Genomic DNA, 17408 nt, shown 5'->3' with positions numbered 1-17408 from the left:
GTTAAAGGCCCCTCAGTCCCATTCCAGGCCGCCGCGCCGCCATACGTACGCGTACGCGACGAAGACGGTGAGCACGAAGAGCAGCATCTCCACGAGCCCGAAAATCCCCAGGGAGTCGAAGGTGACGGCCCAGGGGTAGAGGAAGACGATCTCGATATCGAAGATGATGAAGAGCATCGCCGTCAGGTAGTACTTGATCGGGAAGCGCCCGCCGCCGGCCGGCGTGGGGGTCGGCTCGATGCCGCACTCGTAGGCTTCGAGCTTGGCCCGGTTGTACCGCTTCGGACCGATCAGCGTGGCCATGACCACGGAGAAGATCGCAAAGCCTGCCCCGAGGGCTCCCAGTACGAGGATGGGCGCATAGGCGTTCACCGCTCCTCGCTCCTCTCAGTCGGCACTGACTGCTGGCGGTTGCACTGGGCTCACATCCGCCTCACCGGTCCCACAAGCCCCGCTCGTCCCGGCGAAGATCGAGAACATGTGAAGCAGGTCACAAGCCCAACTGCCTCGCATCCTATGCCTGCCGCTCTGTGATCTGCGACACGGGGTATTACACAAGCTTTGTGATCTCCACCACCTGACGAAGGATCATGAAGCCGGATGAGCGGTGATCTTCGCACGAGAAGCGTCCGAGTGATCACCAGAGGTGACATTTTCGCTCATCACTGCAGCTCGGAGGGGTCGTCTCAATATCAAGAGACTTCTCTTGCATGCAAATTGGTGATGGACGGGCTGTCTTGATAGAGGAGCGCGTTCACACTTCAGAGGGAGCCCCGGAGGGGGATGTGGACGCGTGCACGCGTTCACGAGCGTCGGCGGGCGTGATCCGGGCACAGGACGCGCACGAGGCTGTGACCGTTGCGTGACCTCCGCCACATGATGAGAGAGCCCTGAGAACCGGGCTTGGCCACCGGTCTCAACAAGTGGTAAGCGCTGGGCAATTCGGACTTAATGATGAAAGACCGTGATCACGGGCTGAGTGCTATGCGTCCGCAATGTCCGTTACGGCGTCAATAAAGGGCGTCACGCCGGGAATTTGGGGCCGCCATTGAGTAACTGTGGCGCAGCACACGTTTCTTGTAGGTATGGAGGAGCCCCTGATACCGGTTGTTCTCATGTCCCACACCGCTCACATACGCAGCCACCGGAAGCCCCGCCGCAGCGCGACGACGACCATCGCGATGCGCGCCGGAGTTACCGGTGGCGTCCTCAGCATGGCAGCGGCTGGCGCTGCGGCTACGGCGAACGCCGCCGAGCCGGTGACGCAGACCATCGAACTGCCCGCCCTCACGGGCGACCTGGCGAACCAGCTCGCCCAGTCCGCGGACGCCACTCAGCTGGCGGCGGCGAACTACGAGCTCGACGCCGAGCGTGACGCGGCCGCAGCCGCGGCGGCCAAGGAAGCCAAGAAGGACCTCGCGGAGGCCAAGAAGAAGGCCGAGGCGAAGAAGAAGGCCGAGGAGGCCCGCCGGGCCGCCGCAGAGGCCGCCGCCTCGCGCAGCGCCGAGCGGACCACCCTGTCCGCCTCCGCTTCCACGAGCACCGACGTGTCCGCTCCCGCCAGCGGCAGCGTCGGGACGGTCGTCTCCTTCCTCAAGGCCCAGCTGGGAGACGCGTACGTCATGGGTGCCACCGGCCCCAGCGCGTGGGACTGCTCCAGCCTGGTCCAGGCCGCGTTCAAGCAGGTCGGCGTCGACCTGCCGCGGGTCTCGCAGGACCAGTCGATGGCCGGCACCGACGTGTCGCTGTCCAACCTTCAGGTCGGCGACATCCTGTACTGGGGCGGCAAGGGCTCCGCGTACCACGTGGGCGTCTACATCGGAGACGGCCAGTACCTGGACGCGGCCAACCCGTCCAAGGGCGTCGTCATCCAGGACCTGTCCGGGTACCCGGCGTCGGGTGCGGTGCGCGTCCTCTGAGTCGCGTCCGGGTCGCATCCGACTCGCAGAGATCAACGTAAGGGCCGCAGCCGCTCGGGGGCAGCGGCCCTTACGCCTCATCCGAGGTCGAAGGTGTTGGGCAGACCCAGCCTGTAGCGCACTTCGTCGACCCGCTTCAGCGGCTCCAGCTCCGGGGGCCGGTAGAGCCCCCAGGTCCGGCATCGTTCGGCGTCCGAATCGTCCGCTTTCAGGAGGGCGTTGACGGCCAGGCGGGCCGATTCGTTGGCGCCCTCCATCGACGCCAGGTCGACGTCGGTGCGGACGTAGTCACCCGCGAGGAAGAAGTTCGGGACCTTTGTGCGGGCCGTGGGGCGGTTGTAGAGGGTTCCCGTGGGGTGGATGAGGAGCTGTTCGCGGTTCTGCGGGTTCGGGCCGCCCAGGCCCGTCACCGCCGGGTCCATGAACCAGCCCAGGCGGTCCTCGTCCCGGAGCGTGGTCCTGCCCGCGTCGTTGAGGCCGTCCTTGAGCTGAGCCCAGAGTTCGGCGACGACCTCCTCCTTGGTGCACTCCTTGGCCGTCTTGCCGTACAGGATGCCCGGCTTGTCCCACTCCGAGATGATCGCGGAGAGGCAGTCGTGGGCGCGCCCGTCGCCGTAGTCGCGGGAGAAGTCCCGGCCGGCCCAGAACTGCGCCTGGCCGACGCCGGTGACCGCCCACGGTGAGTCGAGGCAGTTGATGTGGCCGTGCACGACGGGGGTGGGCGTGCGCAGGTAGAACATCACGCCGGTCATCCAGTCCGTCTGCAGCGCGTCGCACCGGGCGAGCTGGGGGTCGGCCGCGCGCAGGGCCGGGCCCCACGTCCCGCGGGCGTGCTCGACGGGCAGGGCGGAGATGTAGTGGTCGGCGGTGACGGTGCGTTCGTCGCCGCCGTCGCGGGCCGAGACGCGGACGCCGGTCACCCGACCACCGTCGTAGTGGACCTCGCGGACCTGGGTGCCGAGGGCGAAGTCGACGCCCAGGGAGCGCAGGTGCCTCTCCCAGGGGTCGATCCAGGCCTCGCTGGTGGGTGCGTTGAGGACGCGGTCGATGTCGGCGTCGCCGTCCATGCCGCGGCCGAGCAGGCCCCATAGGAGCAGGGCCTCGATGATGACGCGGCCGACGGTTCGGGTGGACGCCACCTCCGCGCGTGTGGCGACGAGGTTGCGGGTCTGGCCGATGCCGAGGAGCGTCCGGTACTCCTCGCTCATCTCCTCGGCGCGGATGAAGTCCCACCATGCGACCTTCTCCCACACCTCCTCTCGGCGGGCGTCGCAGCTGGTGAGGTGGACCAGAAGGCGGTCGGCGAAGTAGGCCACCTCGTGGGCGGGGAGGCGGGTGCCGAGGTCCAGGACCGACAGGAGCTGGTCGCGGATCCAGCCGAGGGTGAGGTCGCCGGGGCGGGGCGGGGTGGTGCCGCGGCGGAGCGGGAAGTGCAGGTCGGGGCGGCCGTCGGCGCGGGCGAACAGGGCCTCGGTGCCGCTGACGAGGTTGTCGTGGACGCCGTGTGCGTTGCCGACGACGGGGATGCGGCGCATGGTGTCCGGCAGGTTCCGGTAAAAGCCGGGGAAGAAACGGAAGCCGTGCTCGGCGGGGAGGTCCGCGCGGCCGCCGGTCGCCGTGCCCGGGACGGGCATCGAGCGGGCCTTGCCGCCGAGGGCGTCGTAGTACTCGTAGACGGTGACGGCGTAGCCGCGTTCGGCGAGTTCGTGGGCGGCGCTCAGGCCGGAGACTCCGCCGCCCAGGACGGCGACGCGTCCACCGGAAGCAGCCTTCGCGGTTCCCGCGGACCATAAGGCGAGGCCTCCGGCCACTCCCCCGGCACCGGCCAGAAAGCGTCTGCGGGTGTGGCCGGATCGTGTGTGACCTGTCTGCTCCTGGGGCTTCTGCGTGTGTTCTGTTGTCATGAATCCCGGAGGGTAGGGAGGGTCTGCGGAGGTCGGAAGCCTGATTCCCGGCCGACCACAGCATTCTCACAACCCGCAACAGGACAAGGACAGAAGCCCGGAAAGGGAGAAAAGCGATGCCCAGCGTTTTTGTGCAAGGCAGGCCCGTCGACTCGCATCCGCCGCTCGCGCCGGAGGCCCGGCAGGGGACGGTGCGCAGGATCACCGAGATGGGTGAGGAGGTGTTGCACAAGCCGTGCCGGGACGTGACCGAGTTCGGGCCGGATCTCGCCGCGCTCATCGACGACATGTTCCTGACGATGTACATCGCCGACGGGGCCGGCCTGGCGGCGAACCAGGTCGGTGTCGCTCTGCGGCTGTTCGTGTACGACTGCCCGGACGACGACGGGGTCCGGCACGTCGGGCACATCGTCAACCCGGTGCTGGAACCGCTCGACGCGGCGCGCAGGAGGCTCCTCGACGACAGCGAGGGGTGTCTGTCGGTGCCGGGCGCGGTGATGGACGTACCGCGTCCGGACCGGGCCGTGGTGCGCGGCCTCGACAGGGACGGCGAGCCGGTCGTGATCGAGGGCACGGGGTACTTCGCCCGTTGCCTCGCGCACGAGACCGATCACTGCAACGGGCAGGTCTATGTGGACCGGCTCTCCAAGCGGGAGCGGAAGGAGGCGCTGCGGCAGGTGGCGGACCGGCGGGACGAGGTGTTCGCGCGCCGGGCCGCCAACATCGAGGCCCTCAGCAGGGCCTAGGTCGTGTCCGCAAAGTCCCGTCGTCCGCCCGGAGGGCGGGCCCCGCGGCGTCCGGTGCGTGCTCTCGGCGTGCCGGGCGGAGCCCTGTGTACTGGATGTACTCGGGGCTTCGCCCGGTGCGGCGGTGGGGGCCCCTCCCGCTCGAGCGAAGCCGAGAGTGGGGGAGCGGGCCAGGCGTCGCGGGGCAGGCGGGACTTTGCGGACACGGCCTAGGGGCCTCAGGCCTTCGGTGCCACCTTGCTGAGGCCGTTGATGATGCGGTCCATCGCGTCGCCGCCGGTCGGGTCCGTGAGGTTCGCGAGCAGCTTCAGCGTGAACTTCATCAGCATGGGGTGCGTCAGGCCGCGCTGGGCCGCGATCTTCATGACCTTCGGGTTGCCGATGAGCTTCACGAAGGCACGGCCCAGTGTGTAGTAGCCGCCGTAGGTGTCCTTCAGGACGCGCGGGTAGCGCTGGAGGGCCATTTCGCGCCCCGCGGGAGTCGAGCGGGCGTGGGCCTGGACGATGACGTCGGCGGCGATCTGGCCGGACTCCATGGCGTAGGCGATGCCCTCGCCGTTGAAGGGGTTCACCAGGCCGCCGGCGTCGCCGACCAGGAGCAGGCCCTTGGTGTAGTGCGGTTGGCGGTTGAAGGCCATCGGGAGGGCGGCGCCGCGGATGGGGCCGGTCATGTTCTCCGGGGTGTAGCCCCAGTCCTCCGGCATGGAGGCGCACCAGGCCTTCAGGACCTCGCGCCAGTCCAGTTCCTTGAAGGAGTCGGAGGTGTTGAGCACGCCCAGACCGACGTTCGACGTGCCGTCGCCCATGCCGAAGATCCAGCCGTAGCCGGGCAGGAGGCGGTCCTCGCCGGGGCCGCGGCGGTCCCACAGCTCCAGCCAGGACTCCAGGTAGTCGTCCTCGTGGCGGGGGCTTTCGAAGTACGTCCGTACGGCCACGCCCATCGGGCGGTCCTCGCGGCGGTGCAGGCCCATCGCCAGCGACAGGCGCGTGGAGTTGCCGTCGGCGGCGACGACCAGCGGCGCGTGGAAGGTGACTTCGCGCTTCTCCTCGCCGAGCTTGGCGTGGACGCCCGTGATGCGGCCGGTGCGGTCGTCGATGATCGGGGCGCCGACGTTGCAGCGCTCGTAGAGGCGGGCGCCGGCCTTCTGGGCCTGGCGGGCGAGTTGCTCGTCGAAGTCGTCGCGCTTGCGGACGAGGCCGTAGTCGGGGAAGGAGGCGAGATCGGGCCAGTCCAGCTGGAGGCGCACGCCGCCGCCGATGATCCGCAGGCCCTTGTTGCGCAGCCAGCCCGCTTCCTCGGAGATGTCGATGCCCATGGCCACGAGCTGTTTGGTCGCGCGCGGGGTCAGGCCGTCACCGCAGACCTTCTCCCTCGGGAACTGGGTCTTCTCCAGCAGCAGGACGTCGAGGCCGGACTTGGCCAGGTGGTACGCCGTCGCAGAGCCGGCCGGCCCCGCGCCCACGACGATCACATCGGCGGTGTTCTCGGAGAAGGGCGAGGAGTGGGGCTCGGGCACGACGGTCACGGCGGGATCTCCCCAAGTTCGAAATCTGTGTGCCGACCGGCACTGGACATGGGCAGTCTATTCAGCAGCATTGATCACCCGGCTGAAGGGCTGCCTCCGTGAACCGAGCTCTCCCTGTCGTACAGCTCCGTGTCCCCACCGACGAGGACGCCGTCGCCTGGCACCGGATCTTCGCCCACCCGGATGTCATGGAGTTCCACGGCGGACGGGCCGCGGAGCTGTCCGTCTACGAGGAGCTCACCGCCCGCCAGCGCCGGCACGACGCCGAGCGCGGGTACTGCCTGTGGACCGTCCTCGACGAGAACGATCAGGTCATCGGCTTCACCGGCGCCCAGCCGTGGGAGCGGGAGTGGGGTCCCAGGAGCGAGATCGAGATCGGCTGGCGGCTCGGGCGGGAGCACTGGGGCAAGGGGTACGTCAGCGCGGCCGCGCACCAGACGCTGGACCGGGTGCGGGCGGCCGGGGTGCCGGGCGTGGTGGCGATGGTCGACGCCCGCAACGAGAGGTCGATCGCGGTGACGCGGCGGCTGGGGATGCGGCTCGCCGAGGTGTTCGCCACGCCGGACGCGCGGCAGAAGGGGCACTGCTACCGGCTCGATCTGTGACACCGGAACTGCACAACTCGCTTCCGGATTTTTCACCCTGAGTAATCGACTGTTACAGAAAGGTACTTGACGCTTCCGGACGGTACCCCCGGGCGGTTACCCTTCCAGTACCGCTGGGGGTGACATCTGTGCGCATAACACCCAAAACGCCCGAGGTGCGAGTACCGAAACTCGTCGGACTGATGGCCATGGACGCGCGCGAGGAAGCGAAGTCGCACGGCCTTCTCCTCAACGCACCGGACCGGCCGGACTTCCACCTGGTCGTCGTCGACTACGTCGTTCGCCAGTACCCCCAGCCCGGTGCCGAGGTGCCGCGGGAGTCGATGGTCTACGTCTGGTTCGACTTCGGCGAGGGTGAGGGCGGCGGAGGCGTACGCGAGCCACGCATCCCACGGCCGCCCGGTGGCGGACTGCAGCGCGAGCTGGACGAGCCCGGGGATCCGTACCCCGTCGTCAGCTCTGCTTGAAGCCCCGGTGCAGGGTCACGATCCCGCCCGTCAGGTTCCGCCAGGCGACCTTCGACCAGCCCGCCTTGCGCAGCCGCTCGGCGAGGGCGGGCTGGTCGGGCCAGGCGCGGATGGACTCGGCGAGGTAGACGTAGGCGTCGGGGTTCGAGGACACCGCACGCGCGACCGGGGGCAGGGCGCGCATCAGGTACTCGGTGTAGACGGTGCGCAGGGGCGCCCAGGTCGGGTGCGAGAACTCGCAGATCACGACCCTGCCGCCGGGGCGCGTCACCCGGTGCATCTCGCGCAGCGCGGTGTCGAAGTCCTGGACGTTGCGCAGCCCGAAGGAGATCGTCACGGCGTCGAAGGTGTCGTCCTTGAACGGCAGCTTCGTCGCGTCGCCCGCCGTGAACGGCAGCCAGGTGTGCTTGCGCTTGCCGACCTGGAGCATCCCGAGGGAGAAGTCGCAGGGGACGACGTACGCGCCGGTCTGCGCGAACGGCAGTGAGGAGGTGGCGGTACCGGCGGCCAGGTCCAGGATCTTCTGCGCCGGGCGGGCGTCGACGGCCTTGGCAACCTCCTTGCGCCATCTGCGGTCCTGGCCGAGCGACAGCAGGTCGTTGGTCAGGTCGTACCGTTCCGCCACGTTGTCGAACATCGAAGCGACTTCGTGCGGCTGCTTGTCCAGGGATGCGCGGGTCACGGGCCCATTGTGGCAGTACGGCCGTACGCACTCCGTGGCAGTACTGCCTCAGGGGAGCAGCTTCGGCTTCTTCTTCCCGGCCACGTCCTCCACCCAGCCGCACAGCAGCACGAACACCGCGATCAGGAGCCAGCCGATGCCGAACATGAACCACTGGCTCTCCAGCGGCAGGTACCTCTCGAACGCGGGCACGTTCCAGAACCGGTCGATCAGCGGGACGGCGAGGATCAGGGCGATCTCGTGCCAGAGGTAGATCGTCACGGCACGGGCGTTGAAGACCGTGACGAGGCGGTCGAGGGGGCGGACACGGGTCAGCCGGGCGAAGTCGATGCGGAAGTACTCCTTCGCGTACATCAGCAGCGTCACATAGCCCGCCGACCAGAACGCCTGGGCGAGCGGGATGTCGTCCAGGTCGTACGAGCCCGTCTCGGCCTGGTGCGTGAACGCGTACCAGCCGCCGTACGCGATCGCCGCGAGCGAGAGGCCGGCGACGGCATACGGCTTGAAGCGGCGCAGGACGCCGTCGCGGTGCGCGAAGCCGAGGATCCAGCAGAAGAGGAACGTGGCGAGGTCGGTGAGGGCGCTGCCGAACCGGTTGTCCGGGGGCTCCCACAGGAAGTGGACGACGAGGATCGGTGCCAGGGACAGGAACAGGACGAGCACCGGGGCCAGGCGGAAGACGCGCAGCAGGAGCGGCGAGAGCAGGACGAACCAGAGGTACGTCCGCAGGTACCAGAGGATCTCCCAGGCCTGCTCGGCCCACGCGTTGCCCGGCGGGTCGCCGAGCGGCACGATCCAGTAGACGATCTGCCGGCCCGGCATCCAGTCGTGGATCAGCATCGCCACGACCACGAAGACGCCCCAGAACCAGAACGGCGGCAGGAGTCGCCGCATCCGGCCGCGGACCACCCTGAGCGCCGGGCGCTCCAGGGACTTCGCCATCAGGGTGCCGGCCAGGGCGAACATGACTCCCATCGAGGGGAAGACCATGCCCGCCCAGGCCCAGCCGAAGGTGTGATAGGTGACGACGCGGATGAGGGCGACGGCTCGGAGGGTGTCGAAGTAGCGGTCCCTGGCGGGGGGCTCGGACCGCGGATCCGGGCCTGTGTCCCTGGCGTCCGTGGCGGCGGCAACCGGCGCGGCAAGCGCCCCTCTCCTGTGCGCCCCCACCTCAGCTCACCCCCGCCGGCGTTCCGACCTCGCCGGTCCGCTTCAGTTTCTGCCAGCGCAGACGGCCGCCCGTCATGGCGGTGACGCAGGAGTGGATGAGGACCAGGTACATCATCTGCCGGTAGGCGAGTTGCTGGAGGGGCATCATCAGCAGGTAGCGGTACTTCTCGCGGTCCAGGCGGAAGGCGTACGCGGCGCAGACCAGCTGCACGGCGAGCACCGCCAGCCAGGCCAGCAGGGCCGCCTTGAAATCGACGAAGATCATCGAGTAGACGGTGAAGACGTCGATGAGCGGCGCGAAGACCGGCGTGACGATCTGGAAGATGACCACGAGAGGCATGCCGACCCGGCCGAAGCGACCCGAAGGGCCCTTGTCCGTCAGGGACTTGCGGTGCTTCCACAGCGCCTGCATGGTGCCGTAGGACCAGCGGTAGCGCTGCGACCACAGCTGCTTCAGGGAGCCCGGCGCCTCGGTCCACGCGCGCGCGTGCTCCTCGTAGACGACCCGCCGGCCCGCGCGGTGTATGGCGATGGTGATGTCGGTGTCCTCGGCGAGCGTGTCCTCGCTCATGCCGCCGACCTCCAGTACCGCCTGCCGGCGGAACGCGCCGATCGCGCCGGGGATGGTGGGCATGCAGCGCAGCAGGTCGTACATACGGCGGTCCAGGTTGAAGCCCATCACGTACTCGATGTGCTGCCAGGCGCCGATGACGGTGTTGCGGTTGCCGACCTTGGCGTTGCCGGCGACCGCACCGACCTCGGGGTCGGCGAAGGGCTGCACCAGCCGGCGTACGGTGTCCGGCTCGAAGACCGTGTCGCCGTCCATCATCACGACGATGTCGTAACTGGCGCTGCGCACGCCGTTGTTCAGCGCGGCCGGCTTGCCCGCGTTTTCCTGGCGGATGACGCGGACGTTGGTCATGCCGAGTTCGTGGGCCGCGTTCCGGGCGATCTCGGAGGTGCCGTCCGTCGAGCCGTCGTCGACCACGATGATCTCGATCGGATGGGTGCTCTTCGCCAGCGACCCCAGGGTGTTGGCGATGCACTCCTTCTCGTTGTACGCCGGGACGATCACGCTCACCGGCCGATGGACAGCAGGCCCCCAGCTGAACCGGCGTCTGTTGCGCTGCCGGTAGTGGCGGCGGGCGAGGATCAGCATCATGCCGAACCGGCCCATGACGGCGACGCCGACGACGAGGAGGCCGACCGACAGCACCGGCACCGTCCATTCGGCGACGGCCACGGCCCCGATCAGGGCCTTGCCCTCGTACAGCGTCGTGCCGGTGGCCTCGCGGTGGGCGGCCTGGAGGCTCGAAGCCCCCGCGCCGGCCTGCCCGTTCGGCTCCTGCCGCGCCGCCTGACCATCCAGCCGCTGCCCGCCTGTCCGAGCGCCACCCGCCTGAACACCACCGGCCGCCGCCTGCCGGCCGCTCGCCGACTCCTCCTCCTGAATGGCGCCGCTGATCGTCGTGAAGGTGTAGCCCTTCGCCTTCATCTTCTCGATGTACGTCGGCAGCGCCTTGATCGTCTGTGACCGCTCGCCGCCCGCATCGTGGAAGAGCACGGACGCGCCCTCGCTGTCGTCCGGCGTCGCCCACTTGATGATCTTCGAGACGCCGGGCCGCTTCCAGTCGTCGCTGTCGGTGTCGACGAACACGCTGGTGTAGCCCTGCTCGCCGAGCTTCTTGTAGACGGGCCAGCTGTAGTTGTCGATGGCGTCCGTCTCCGAGGAGTACGGCGCCCGGAACAGCGTGGTCGTGATGCCGGCCGCACCCGCGAGGGCCAGCTGGGTCTGCTGCATCTCGCGGTTGACGCGGGCGTCGCTCTGATAGGAGAGGTCGACGTGGGTGAAGGTGTGGATGCCCACCTCGTTGCCCTGCTCGACCATGTCCGCGACGATCCCCGGGTAGCGCGAGACCATCGAGCCGACCAGGAAGAACGTGGCGGGGATGTCGTACTTCTTCAGGATCGCCAGCACTTGGGGCGTCCACGTGGGGTTCGGACCGTCGTCGAAGGTGAGCGCGATCGTCTTGTCCGGGACGGAGACGGTGGTGGCCCGACCGCCCCGGAAGGTGAGGATCGGCCCGCCGTCGAGGACCTTGTCGGGGACCTTGCTGGAGCTGGCCCCGGTGCGCACGCGCTGGTCGCCGCCGACCTCGGCGCGCAGATAGCCGTCGAGCAGCATGACGCTGGTCAGCGCGAGCAGGAGCAGTCCGGCGAGGATGACGCGCGGTTTCTGCAGCGCCGCGGCCCTGCCCGCCGCCCGCTGGATCCGGGTGGGGGCGCGGCGGCGGCCGCGTGAGGGAGTCGTCGTAGTCATGGGTGTGGGTGCGTTCCGGTCAGTCGGCGGCGGCCGGGGAGGCGGACACGGTCGGGGCGGTGCTGGGCGGCTCGCCGGTCGCGGTGCGCGTCGGGGGCGTACCGGAGGGCTTCACGGGCGGGGTGCCGGTCCCGCCCTGCGGCTGGGCGCCGCCGCCGGGACCGGAGTTCGGGGCACCGGCAGGGCCGCCGCCCCCGAAGGGCAGCAGTTGGGACGGCGTGAGTGAGGTGCCGACGTCCATGAAGGCCATGCCCAGGACGACCGCGTACCCGAGGCAGCCGACGCCGACCAGGAGGCCGAGGCGACGCAGCAGCTTGGAGCGGCGTCCTGAGTTGTCAACGAACACGGGCCCTTCCGCGGACCCGTTGCCGCGTTTGCGGCGGCGACCGCGGGCGTCACTGCGCCGGGGGACGTCCGCGCGGTTTTCGATGGCAGGCTCGGAATGCATTCCCCGGAGATTACGGAGGCTTTATGTGCCACAAACTCGCTCTCCATGTGAGGCACATATGAGAAACGCCTCGACCTGTACGTTCCCTGAGAGTTTTCGGCAACGGCCCCGCAGGGATGAGAGATTTCCAGCATGCAAACGTACTCAGGGAAAACGGCGGCCGGACTCACCTGCCTGCTCGCGCTGACCACGGGGTGCTCCGCGGGCTCCGGCGGTGCGTCGGACGCGGCGCCGCCGACCCCCCAGCGGCCCAGCTCCTCGCCCTCCGCATCGGCCTCCCCCGCGGCCTCCGGAACGGCCGCCGCGAGCACGTCGTACGCCCCCTACGTGAGCGCCACCGAAGCCTCCGAAAACGACTCCGCCGGCTCCCCGGCGACGTACAACCTGGCTTTCGTCATCTCGGACGGCAGCCACTGCACCCCGAAATGGAACGGCACCACCGCCATTTCCGACTCGGCCGTCAAGTCCCGTATCTCGAAACTCAAACAGAACGGCGCCACCGTCCGGGTCTCCTTCGGCGGCGCCTCCGGCAAGGAAATGGCGGCGAGTTGCGACAGCGCGTCCGAGCTGGCGGCGGCGTACGGGACGGCACTGGACGCGGCGGGTTCCACCCAGGCCGACTTCGACATCGAGGGCGACGAGTTGACCGACTCGGACTCGGTGGACCTGCGTTCGGAGGCGATCGCCCTGCTGCAGCAGGAGCGCGGCGACCTCCGCGTGTCCTTCACGCTGCCGGTGATGCCTTCCGGCCTCGACGACGACGGTGTGGCGCTGCTGGAGTCCGCCAACCGGCACGACGTACAGGTCTCCACCGTGAACCTCATGACGATGAACTACGGCGGGTCGTACACCGGCGACATGGGCGCCTACGCCCTCACCTCCGCCAAGGCCGCCCACACGCAACTCAAGGAGCTCTTCGGCACATCCGACGCGACCGCCTGGCGGGCCATGGCGCTCACCTCGATGCTCGGCGTCAACGACGTCGACAACGAGACGTTCACGCTCGACGACGCGGCGCAGGTGCGGGAGTTCGCCGAGAAGGAGGGGATCGGGTGGGTGTCGATGTGGGCGACGTTCCGGGACCAGCAGTGTGCCGACGGCTCCTCCTCGGACGACCCGCTGACGAACTGCAGCGGGGTCGACCAGGAGGACGGGGCGTTCGCGGAGGCGTTCGCGGGCTGATCCGTTACGGGGGGCTAGCGCCGCCGGTACACCAGCCGCCCGTCCACGACTGTGGCCACACACGTGCCCGCCCCGCGCGCCGCGAGCTCGGCCTCGTCGCGCACGTCGAAGAAGGCGAACCGGGCGGCGGAGTGCTGCTCCCTCGGTTCCGCGAACTCCACCGGCAGCCCGGAGGCGTAGGGGTCGAGCGCCGGGGTTCCACCGGGGCGCCCGAGCCGGCCCATGGCCAGGCGGGAGCGGTGCAGGGCGTCCCGCACCGCCGGGTTGCGCAGTTCCTCGCAGGCCACCCGGACCGTGCCGTGGGCCAGCATGCGCTGCAAGCCACGCCGGGCGCTCGCACCCCAGCGGGCGTCGTCCATGTCCAGCGCCGCGAGCGCCTTCCCGGTCAACGGCGCGGTGCCCAGCAGGTCCGCCTCGCGCGGATCCGGGTGGTACGCCTGTTCCAGCAGCTCATTGCCGTGCGGATTGATCAGTCCGGGCGTCAGGATGCCCGGCCACTCCCGCACCCGCGCCCGCGGATGGGCGGCGGCCAGATCCGCCAGCTGCCCGACGTCAGCGATCAACTCGCCCTGGACGACGAGTGCGTGACCTCTGGAGTCGGCGTGAATCGTCAGCACGAGAGCCCCGGCCAGGCCTAGTTCGACGCGAGGATCTTCAGCTCGGGATGCGCCGTGCCGCCCGCGATCGCCGTGGACGAGATGTGCGAGGCAACCCGCTCGTCGACGGGGTCGTTCGCCGGGTCGTCGTGCACGACGAGGTGCTCGTACGTGGTCGCCCGCTGGGCCGGAACCCGCCCCGACTTGCGGATCAGGTCGATGATCTCCATCCGGTTGGAGCGGTGCTTGGCACCGGCGGAGGAGACGACGTTCTCCTCCAGCATGATCGAGCCCAGGTCGTCGGCGCCGTAGTGCAGCGACAGCTGGCCGACCTCCTTGCCGGTGGTCAGCCAGGAGCCCTGGATGTGGGCGATGTTGTCCATGAACAGCCGCCCGATGGCGATCATCCGCAGGTACTCGAAGATCGTGGCCTGCGTACGGCCCTTCAGGTGGTTGTTCTCGGGCTGGTAGGTGTACGGGATGAAGGCCCGGAAGCCGCCCGTGCGGTCCTGGACGTCACGGATCATCCGCAGGTGCTCGATGCGCTCGGCGTTCGTCTCGCCCGTGCCCATCAGCATGGTCGACGTGGACTCGACGCCCAGCCGGTGCGCGGCCTCCATGATCTCCAGCCAGCGCTCACCGCTCTCCTTCAGCGGGGCGATGGCCTTGCGCGGCCGCGCGGGCAGCAGCTCGGCACCGGCGCCGGCGAAGGAGTCGAGGCCGGCCTCGTGGATGCGGGTGATGGCCTCTTCGATGCTCACCTTGGAGATCCGGGCCATGTGCTCGACCTCGCTCGCCCCCAGGCTGTGGATGACGAGCTGCGGGAACTCCTTCTTGATGGCCGCGAAGTGCTTCTCGTAGTACTCCACGCCGTAGTCCGGGTGGTGACCGCCCTGGAACATGATCTGCGTACCGCCGAGTTCGACGGTCTCGGCGCAGCGCCGCAGGATGTCGTCGAGGTCACGGGTCCAGCCCTTGGCCGTGTCCTTGGGGGCGGCGTAGAAGGCGCAGAACTTGCACGCCGTGACGCACACGTTCGTGTAGTTGATGTTGCGCTCGATGATGTACGTCGCGATGTGCTCGGTGCCGGCGTACCGGCGGCGGCGTACGGCGTCGGCGGCGGCGCCCAGCGCGTGCAGCGGGGCGTCGCGGTAGAGGTCGAGCGCTTCCTCTGGGGTGATCCGCCCACCCGCTGCGGCACGGTCGAGCACAGACTGGAGGTCGGCCTTCTCGGTCACCGGGGCGTCCCTTTCGTCAAGCAGTTGGACAGACCGAACCAGCCTACGCCAGGCGTTTTGGGCCAGGGACGTCAGGCCGCTCCCAGCCGGCGGTCGGCGTCACGCCGCGTACGCCCCGATCAGCAGTCCCACGAGCGCCCCGCCGAGCAGGAACGGCCCGAACGGGATCGCCGTCCTGCGCCCGGCCCGCCGCAGGACGACCAGCGCACCGCCGTACAGAGCACCGAACAGGAACCCGGCGAAGGTGCCGAGCATGACCGTCGGCCAGCCGTACCACCCCAGCGCCGCCCCCACCCCGAGCGCGAGCTTCACATCGCCGAAGCCCATGCCGCCGGGGTTGATGAGCCACAGCACGAAGTAGCCGGCGCCGAGCGCGAGGGCGGCCCACAGGGCGGTCGGCCAGTCGCCGGCGTGCTCGGGGACGAGGGCGACCAGGCCGAGCAGCAGCAGCGCGGCGGCCGCGAGCGGCAGGGTCAGGACGTCGGGCAGCCGCCGCACCCTCAGGTCGACGACCGTGAGCAGCACGCCGACGGGCGCCAGCAGCAGCCAGACGCCCAGCTCGGGACGGGTGTCGGTGGCGGCGGCGAGGACGGCGCAGACGAGGGCGGTGACGGTGGCCATGAGGGCCGTACCGGGCCCGTACGACGGAGCGTCGGTGCACTCGCGACACCGAGCCCACCCGATCCAGCCCCCGATCGGGTGCCCGCCCGGGCACCGCTCCCGCCACCCCTGCTCCGCCGTGACGGAGAACCGATGGGCGGGCCGGGGCAGCAGCGTGCCCGCCGCGGCACCCCAGAGTGCGGCCACGACGACAAGGACGAGCGTGCTCACCCTCACGTGTTCAGTCCCAACGTGTTCAGCCCTGCTCGACCTTCGACAGCCGCGCCTCGGGTTTGCCCTCCGCGTCGCTCTCCGAGCGGAACACCAGGTCGTCGCCCGCCGGGGAGATCCGGACGGTGTGCGGTGCCGGGTTGCAGCCGCCGTGGTTGGTCTTCCTGCCCACGGACGTGACGACGAGCTCCTTCGCCGTCACCTTCTTCAGGGTCAGTACGTCGTTGCAGACGAGGCCGAGCAGGTCCGTCTGCCGGAGTGTGCCCAACTCCTCGCCCACGTCGGCCTTGTGCACGGTGAGCCGGTAGGTCCCCGACGGCAGGGCGCCGTCCAGGGCGGTGGCCTGGCCCTCCCAGGTGCCGAGATAGCGGCCGGGCACGGAGCCCTCGCCCGGGGTGGGGGTGCTCTTGCCCGGCGATGCGGACGAGGCGGCGTCGGAACCCGCGTTGTGGTCCTGGTCCCCGCCCGGCAACAGGTCGAACACGACCACGGACCCCACCGTCACCGCGGCCAACGCCCCCGCCACCGCGAGCGCGACGGTGCAGCTCAGCCTCCGGCCACGGCCGCCCTCCCCCGGCGCCGAGGCCGCCGCGACGGAGAGGGAGAGCTTGCCGGGGCGGCTGTCGGAGGCCGGGGTCGCGTCCTGCGGCGGGGCATCGCGGGGCTCGGGGACGGCGGCGGGCGGCATGGACGCACCCGCTCCGCCCAGCCCCGGCATGACCGGCGGCGGCCCGAACTCCCCCACCGTCGCCTGCCGGCTGAAGCCCACCGGCCCCGACGCGACGTCGTCTCCCGGTCGGCCGGTCTCGCCCGGCTCCCCCGCCTCCAGGTTCAGCAGCCGCACGGCACTCCGGCTGACCTGCTCGACCAGCCCGCCCGGCAGCCATCCGCCCGTCACCAGCCGGGCCGCCCCGTCCGGAGCCAGTCGCCGGGCCACCTCAGTCGGCGTGGGCCGGGCACCGGGCTCCTTGGCCAGGCAGGCCTCCACCAGCTCCCGCACCTCGCCGTCCAGCGGGCCGAGTTCGGGCTCCTCGTGCACGACCTTGTAGAGCAGCGCCGCCGACGAGTCCCCGGAGAACGGGGGCGCCCCGGTCGCCGCGTACGCCACTACCGCGCCCAGCGAGAAGACGTCCGCCGCCCCCGTGGCGCCCTTGCCCACGATCTGTTCGGGCGACATGTATCCGGGGGAACCGATCGAGACGCCGGTGGACGTCAGGGAAGCCGTGCCGTCCATGGCCCTCGCGATGCCGAAGTCGATCAGCAGGGGGCCGTCCAGTGTCAGCAGGACGTTCGACGGCTTCACGTCCCGGTGCACCAGCCCCAGTTCGTGCACGGCCGCCAGCGCCTCGGCCAGCCCGGCCCCCAGCGCTCGTACCGAATGCGCGGGCAGCGCTCCCGAGTCCGCGACCGCGGCCGACAGCGACGGACCCGCCGCATAGGCCGTGGCCACCCACGGCACCGCCGCCTGCGGATCCGCGTCCAGCACGGGAGCCGTCCACGCACCGCCCACCCGCCGCGCTGCGTCCACCTCCCGGCGGAAGCGGGCGCGGAACTCCTCGTCCAGCGCGAAGTGCGGATGCACGATCTTGACGGCGACCGTACGGCCGCCCGTGCTGCGGCCGAGATACACCCGCCCCATGCCACCGGAGCCGAGCCGGCCGAGCAGCCGGTACGGCCCGACGGCCGTGGGCTCGTCAACTCCGAGCGGCTGCATCGGCGTCCACCCCTCCCCCGTACGGCCCATTGCGCCCTTGGAACTTCCAGCAGATTAATG

General features: G+C 70.0%; 16 protein-coding genes. 5 read left to right on the top strand and 11 right to left on the bottom strand.

Annotated features, from left to right (window positions below):
• Positions 1 to 12: 12 nt before the first annotated feature.
• A complete protein-coding gene (locus tag ACZ7M7_RS39705; protein ID WP_030950624.1) occupies positions 13 to 372 on the bottom strand; it encodes an NADH-quinone oxidoreductase subunit A in 360 nt (119 codons plus the stop codon).
• Between the two features lie 713 nt (positions 373 to 1085).
• Between ACZ7M7_RS39705 and ACZ7M7_RS39700 the strand changes: the two genes are divergently transcribed.
• Positions 1086 to 1919, top strand: a complete 834-nt coding sequence (locus tag ACZ7M7_RS39700) for a C40 family peptidase (protein ID WP_472125703.1) — start codon at positions 1086 to 1088, stop codon at positions 1917 to 1919.
• Between the two features lie 77 nt (positions 1920 to 1996).
• On the opposite strand, the gene ACZ7M7_RS39695 is transcribed toward ACZ7M7_RS39700, so the two are convergent.
• Positions 1997 to 3823: a hydroxysqualene dehydroxylase gene (locus ACZ7M7_RS39695; protein WP_472125700.1), complete on the bottom strand. Its 1827-nt coding sequence runs from the start codon at positions 3821 to 3823 to the stop codon at positions 1997 to 1999.
• Between the two features lie 116 nt (positions 3824 to 3939).
• Between ACZ7M7_RS39695 and def the strand changes: the two genes are divergently transcribed.
• Positions 3940 to 4569: a peptide deformylase gene (gene def, locus ACZ7M7_RS39690; protein ID WP_472125697.1), complete on the top strand. Its 630-nt coding sequence runs from the start codon at positions 3940 to 3942 to the stop codon at positions 4567 to 4569.
• A gap of 218 nt (positions 4570 to 4787) precedes the next feature.
• Here def and ACZ7M7_RS39685 read toward each other — a convergent pair whose 3' ends face one another.
• The gene (locus ACZ7M7_RS39685) at positions 4788 to 6095 is read right to left on the bottom strand and encodes a geranylgeranyl reductase family protein (protein ID WP_383610169.1); all 1308 of its coding nucleotides are present in this window, start codon (positions 6093 to 6095) and stop codon (positions 4788 to 4790) included.
• Between the two features lie 98 nt (positions 6096 to 6193).
• Between ACZ7M7_RS39685 and ACZ7M7_RS39680 the strand changes: the two genes are divergently transcribed.
• A complete protein-coding gene (locus ACZ7M7_RS39680; protein WP_472125694.1) occupies positions 6194 to 6700 on the top strand; it encodes a GNAT family N-acetyltransferase in 507 nt (168 codons plus the stop codon).
• Positions 6701 to 6855: 155 nt separating this feature from the next.
• Positions 6856 to 7167, top strand: a complete 312-nt coding sequence (locus tag ACZ7M7_RS39675; protein ID WP_365063776.1) for a PASTA domain-containing protein — start codon at positions 6856 to 6858, stop codon at positions 7165 to 7167.
• Here ACZ7M7_RS39675 and ACZ7M7_RS39670 read toward each other — a convergent pair.
• Genes ACZ7M7_RS39670 through ACZ7M7_RS39655 form a run of 4 tightly spaced genes read right to left on the bottom strand, consistent with a single transcriptional unit; the run spans position 7154 to position 11685 of the window.
• A complete protein-coding gene (locus ACZ7M7_RS39670; RefSeq protein WP_472125690.1) occupies positions 7154 to 7849 on the bottom strand; it encodes a demethylmenaquinone methyltransferase in 696 nt (231 codons plus the stop codon). The genes ACZ7M7_RS39675 and ACZ7M7_RS39670 overlap by 14 nt on opposite strands.
• Positions 7850 to 7897: 48 nt before the next feature.
• The gene (locus ACZ7M7_RS39665; protein WP_472125687.1) at positions 7898 to 9019 is read right to left on the bottom strand and encodes an acyltransferase family protein; all 1122 of its coding nucleotides are present in this window, start codon (positions 9017 to 9019) and stop codon (positions 7898 to 7900) included.
• A gap of 1 nt (position 9020) precedes the next feature.
• Entirely contained in the window at positions 9021 to 11339 is a 2319-nt protein-coding gene (locus tag ACZ7M7_RS39660; RefSeq protein ID WP_472125684.1) for a bifunctional polysaccharide deacetylase/glycosyltransferase family 2 protein, read from the bottom strand.
• A 19-nt stretch (positions 11340 to 11358) separates the two neighbouring features.
• Positions 11359 to 11685 (bottom strand): hypothetical protein, encoded by a 327-nt coding sequence (locus tag ACZ7M7_RS39655; RefSeq protein ID WP_472125681.1) that lies wholly within the window; start codon positions 11683 to 11685, stop codon positions 11359 to 11361.
• Positions 11686 to 11919: 234 nt separating this feature from the next.
• On the opposite strand from ACZ7M7_RS39655, the gene ACZ7M7_RS39650 reads away from it, so the two are divergent.
• Positions 11920 to 12969: a chitinase gene (locus ACZ7M7_RS39650; protein WP_472125678.1), complete on the top strand. Its 1050-nt coding sequence runs from the start codon at positions 11920 to 11922 to the stop codon at positions 12967 to 12969.
• A gap of 14 nt (positions 12970 to 12983) precedes the next feature.
• Here ACZ7M7_RS39650 and ACZ7M7_RS39645 read toward each other — a convergent pair whose 3' ends face one another.
• The 4 genes from ACZ7M7_RS39645 to ACZ7M7_RS39630 all read right to left on the bottom strand — a co-directional run bounded on the left by ACZ7M7_RS39645 (position 12984) and on the right by ACZ7M7_RS39630 (position 17348).
• Positions 12984 to 13586: an imidazolonepropionase-like domain-containing protein gene (locus tag ACZ7M7_RS39645; RefSeq protein WP_383610193.1), complete on the bottom strand. Its 603-nt coding sequence runs from the start codon at positions 13584 to 13586 to the stop codon at positions 12984 to 12986.
• Between the two features lie 17 nt (positions 13587 to 13603).
• Entirely contained in the window at positions 13604 to 14803 is a 1200-nt protein-coding gene (mqnC, locus tag ACZ7M7_RS39640; protein ID WP_383610196.1) for a cyclic dehypoxanthinyl futalosine synthase, read from the bottom strand.
• Positions 14804 to 14902: 99 nt separating this feature from the next.
• Positions 14903 to 15634 carry a prepilin peptidase gene (locus ACZ7M7_RS39635; protein ID WP_472125675.1) on the bottom strand — a complete coding sequence of 244 codons (732 nt, stop codon included), beginning with the start codon at positions 15632 to 15634 and terminating at the stop codon, positions 14903 to 14905.
• A 25-nt stretch (positions 15635 to 15659) separates the two neighbouring features.
• Positions 15660 to 17348 carry a serine/threonine-protein kinase gene (locus tag ACZ7M7_RS39630; protein ID WP_472125672.1) on the bottom strand — a complete coding sequence of 563 codons (1689 nt, stop codon included), beginning with the start codon at positions 17346 to 17348 and terminating at the stop codon, positions 15660 to 15662.
• Positions 17349 to 17408: the final 60 nt, after the last annotated feature.

This window comes from Streptomyces sp. NPDC111606 (assembly GCF_055656945.1).
This window is presented reverse-complemented; position numbering and strand designations above follow the sequence as displayed.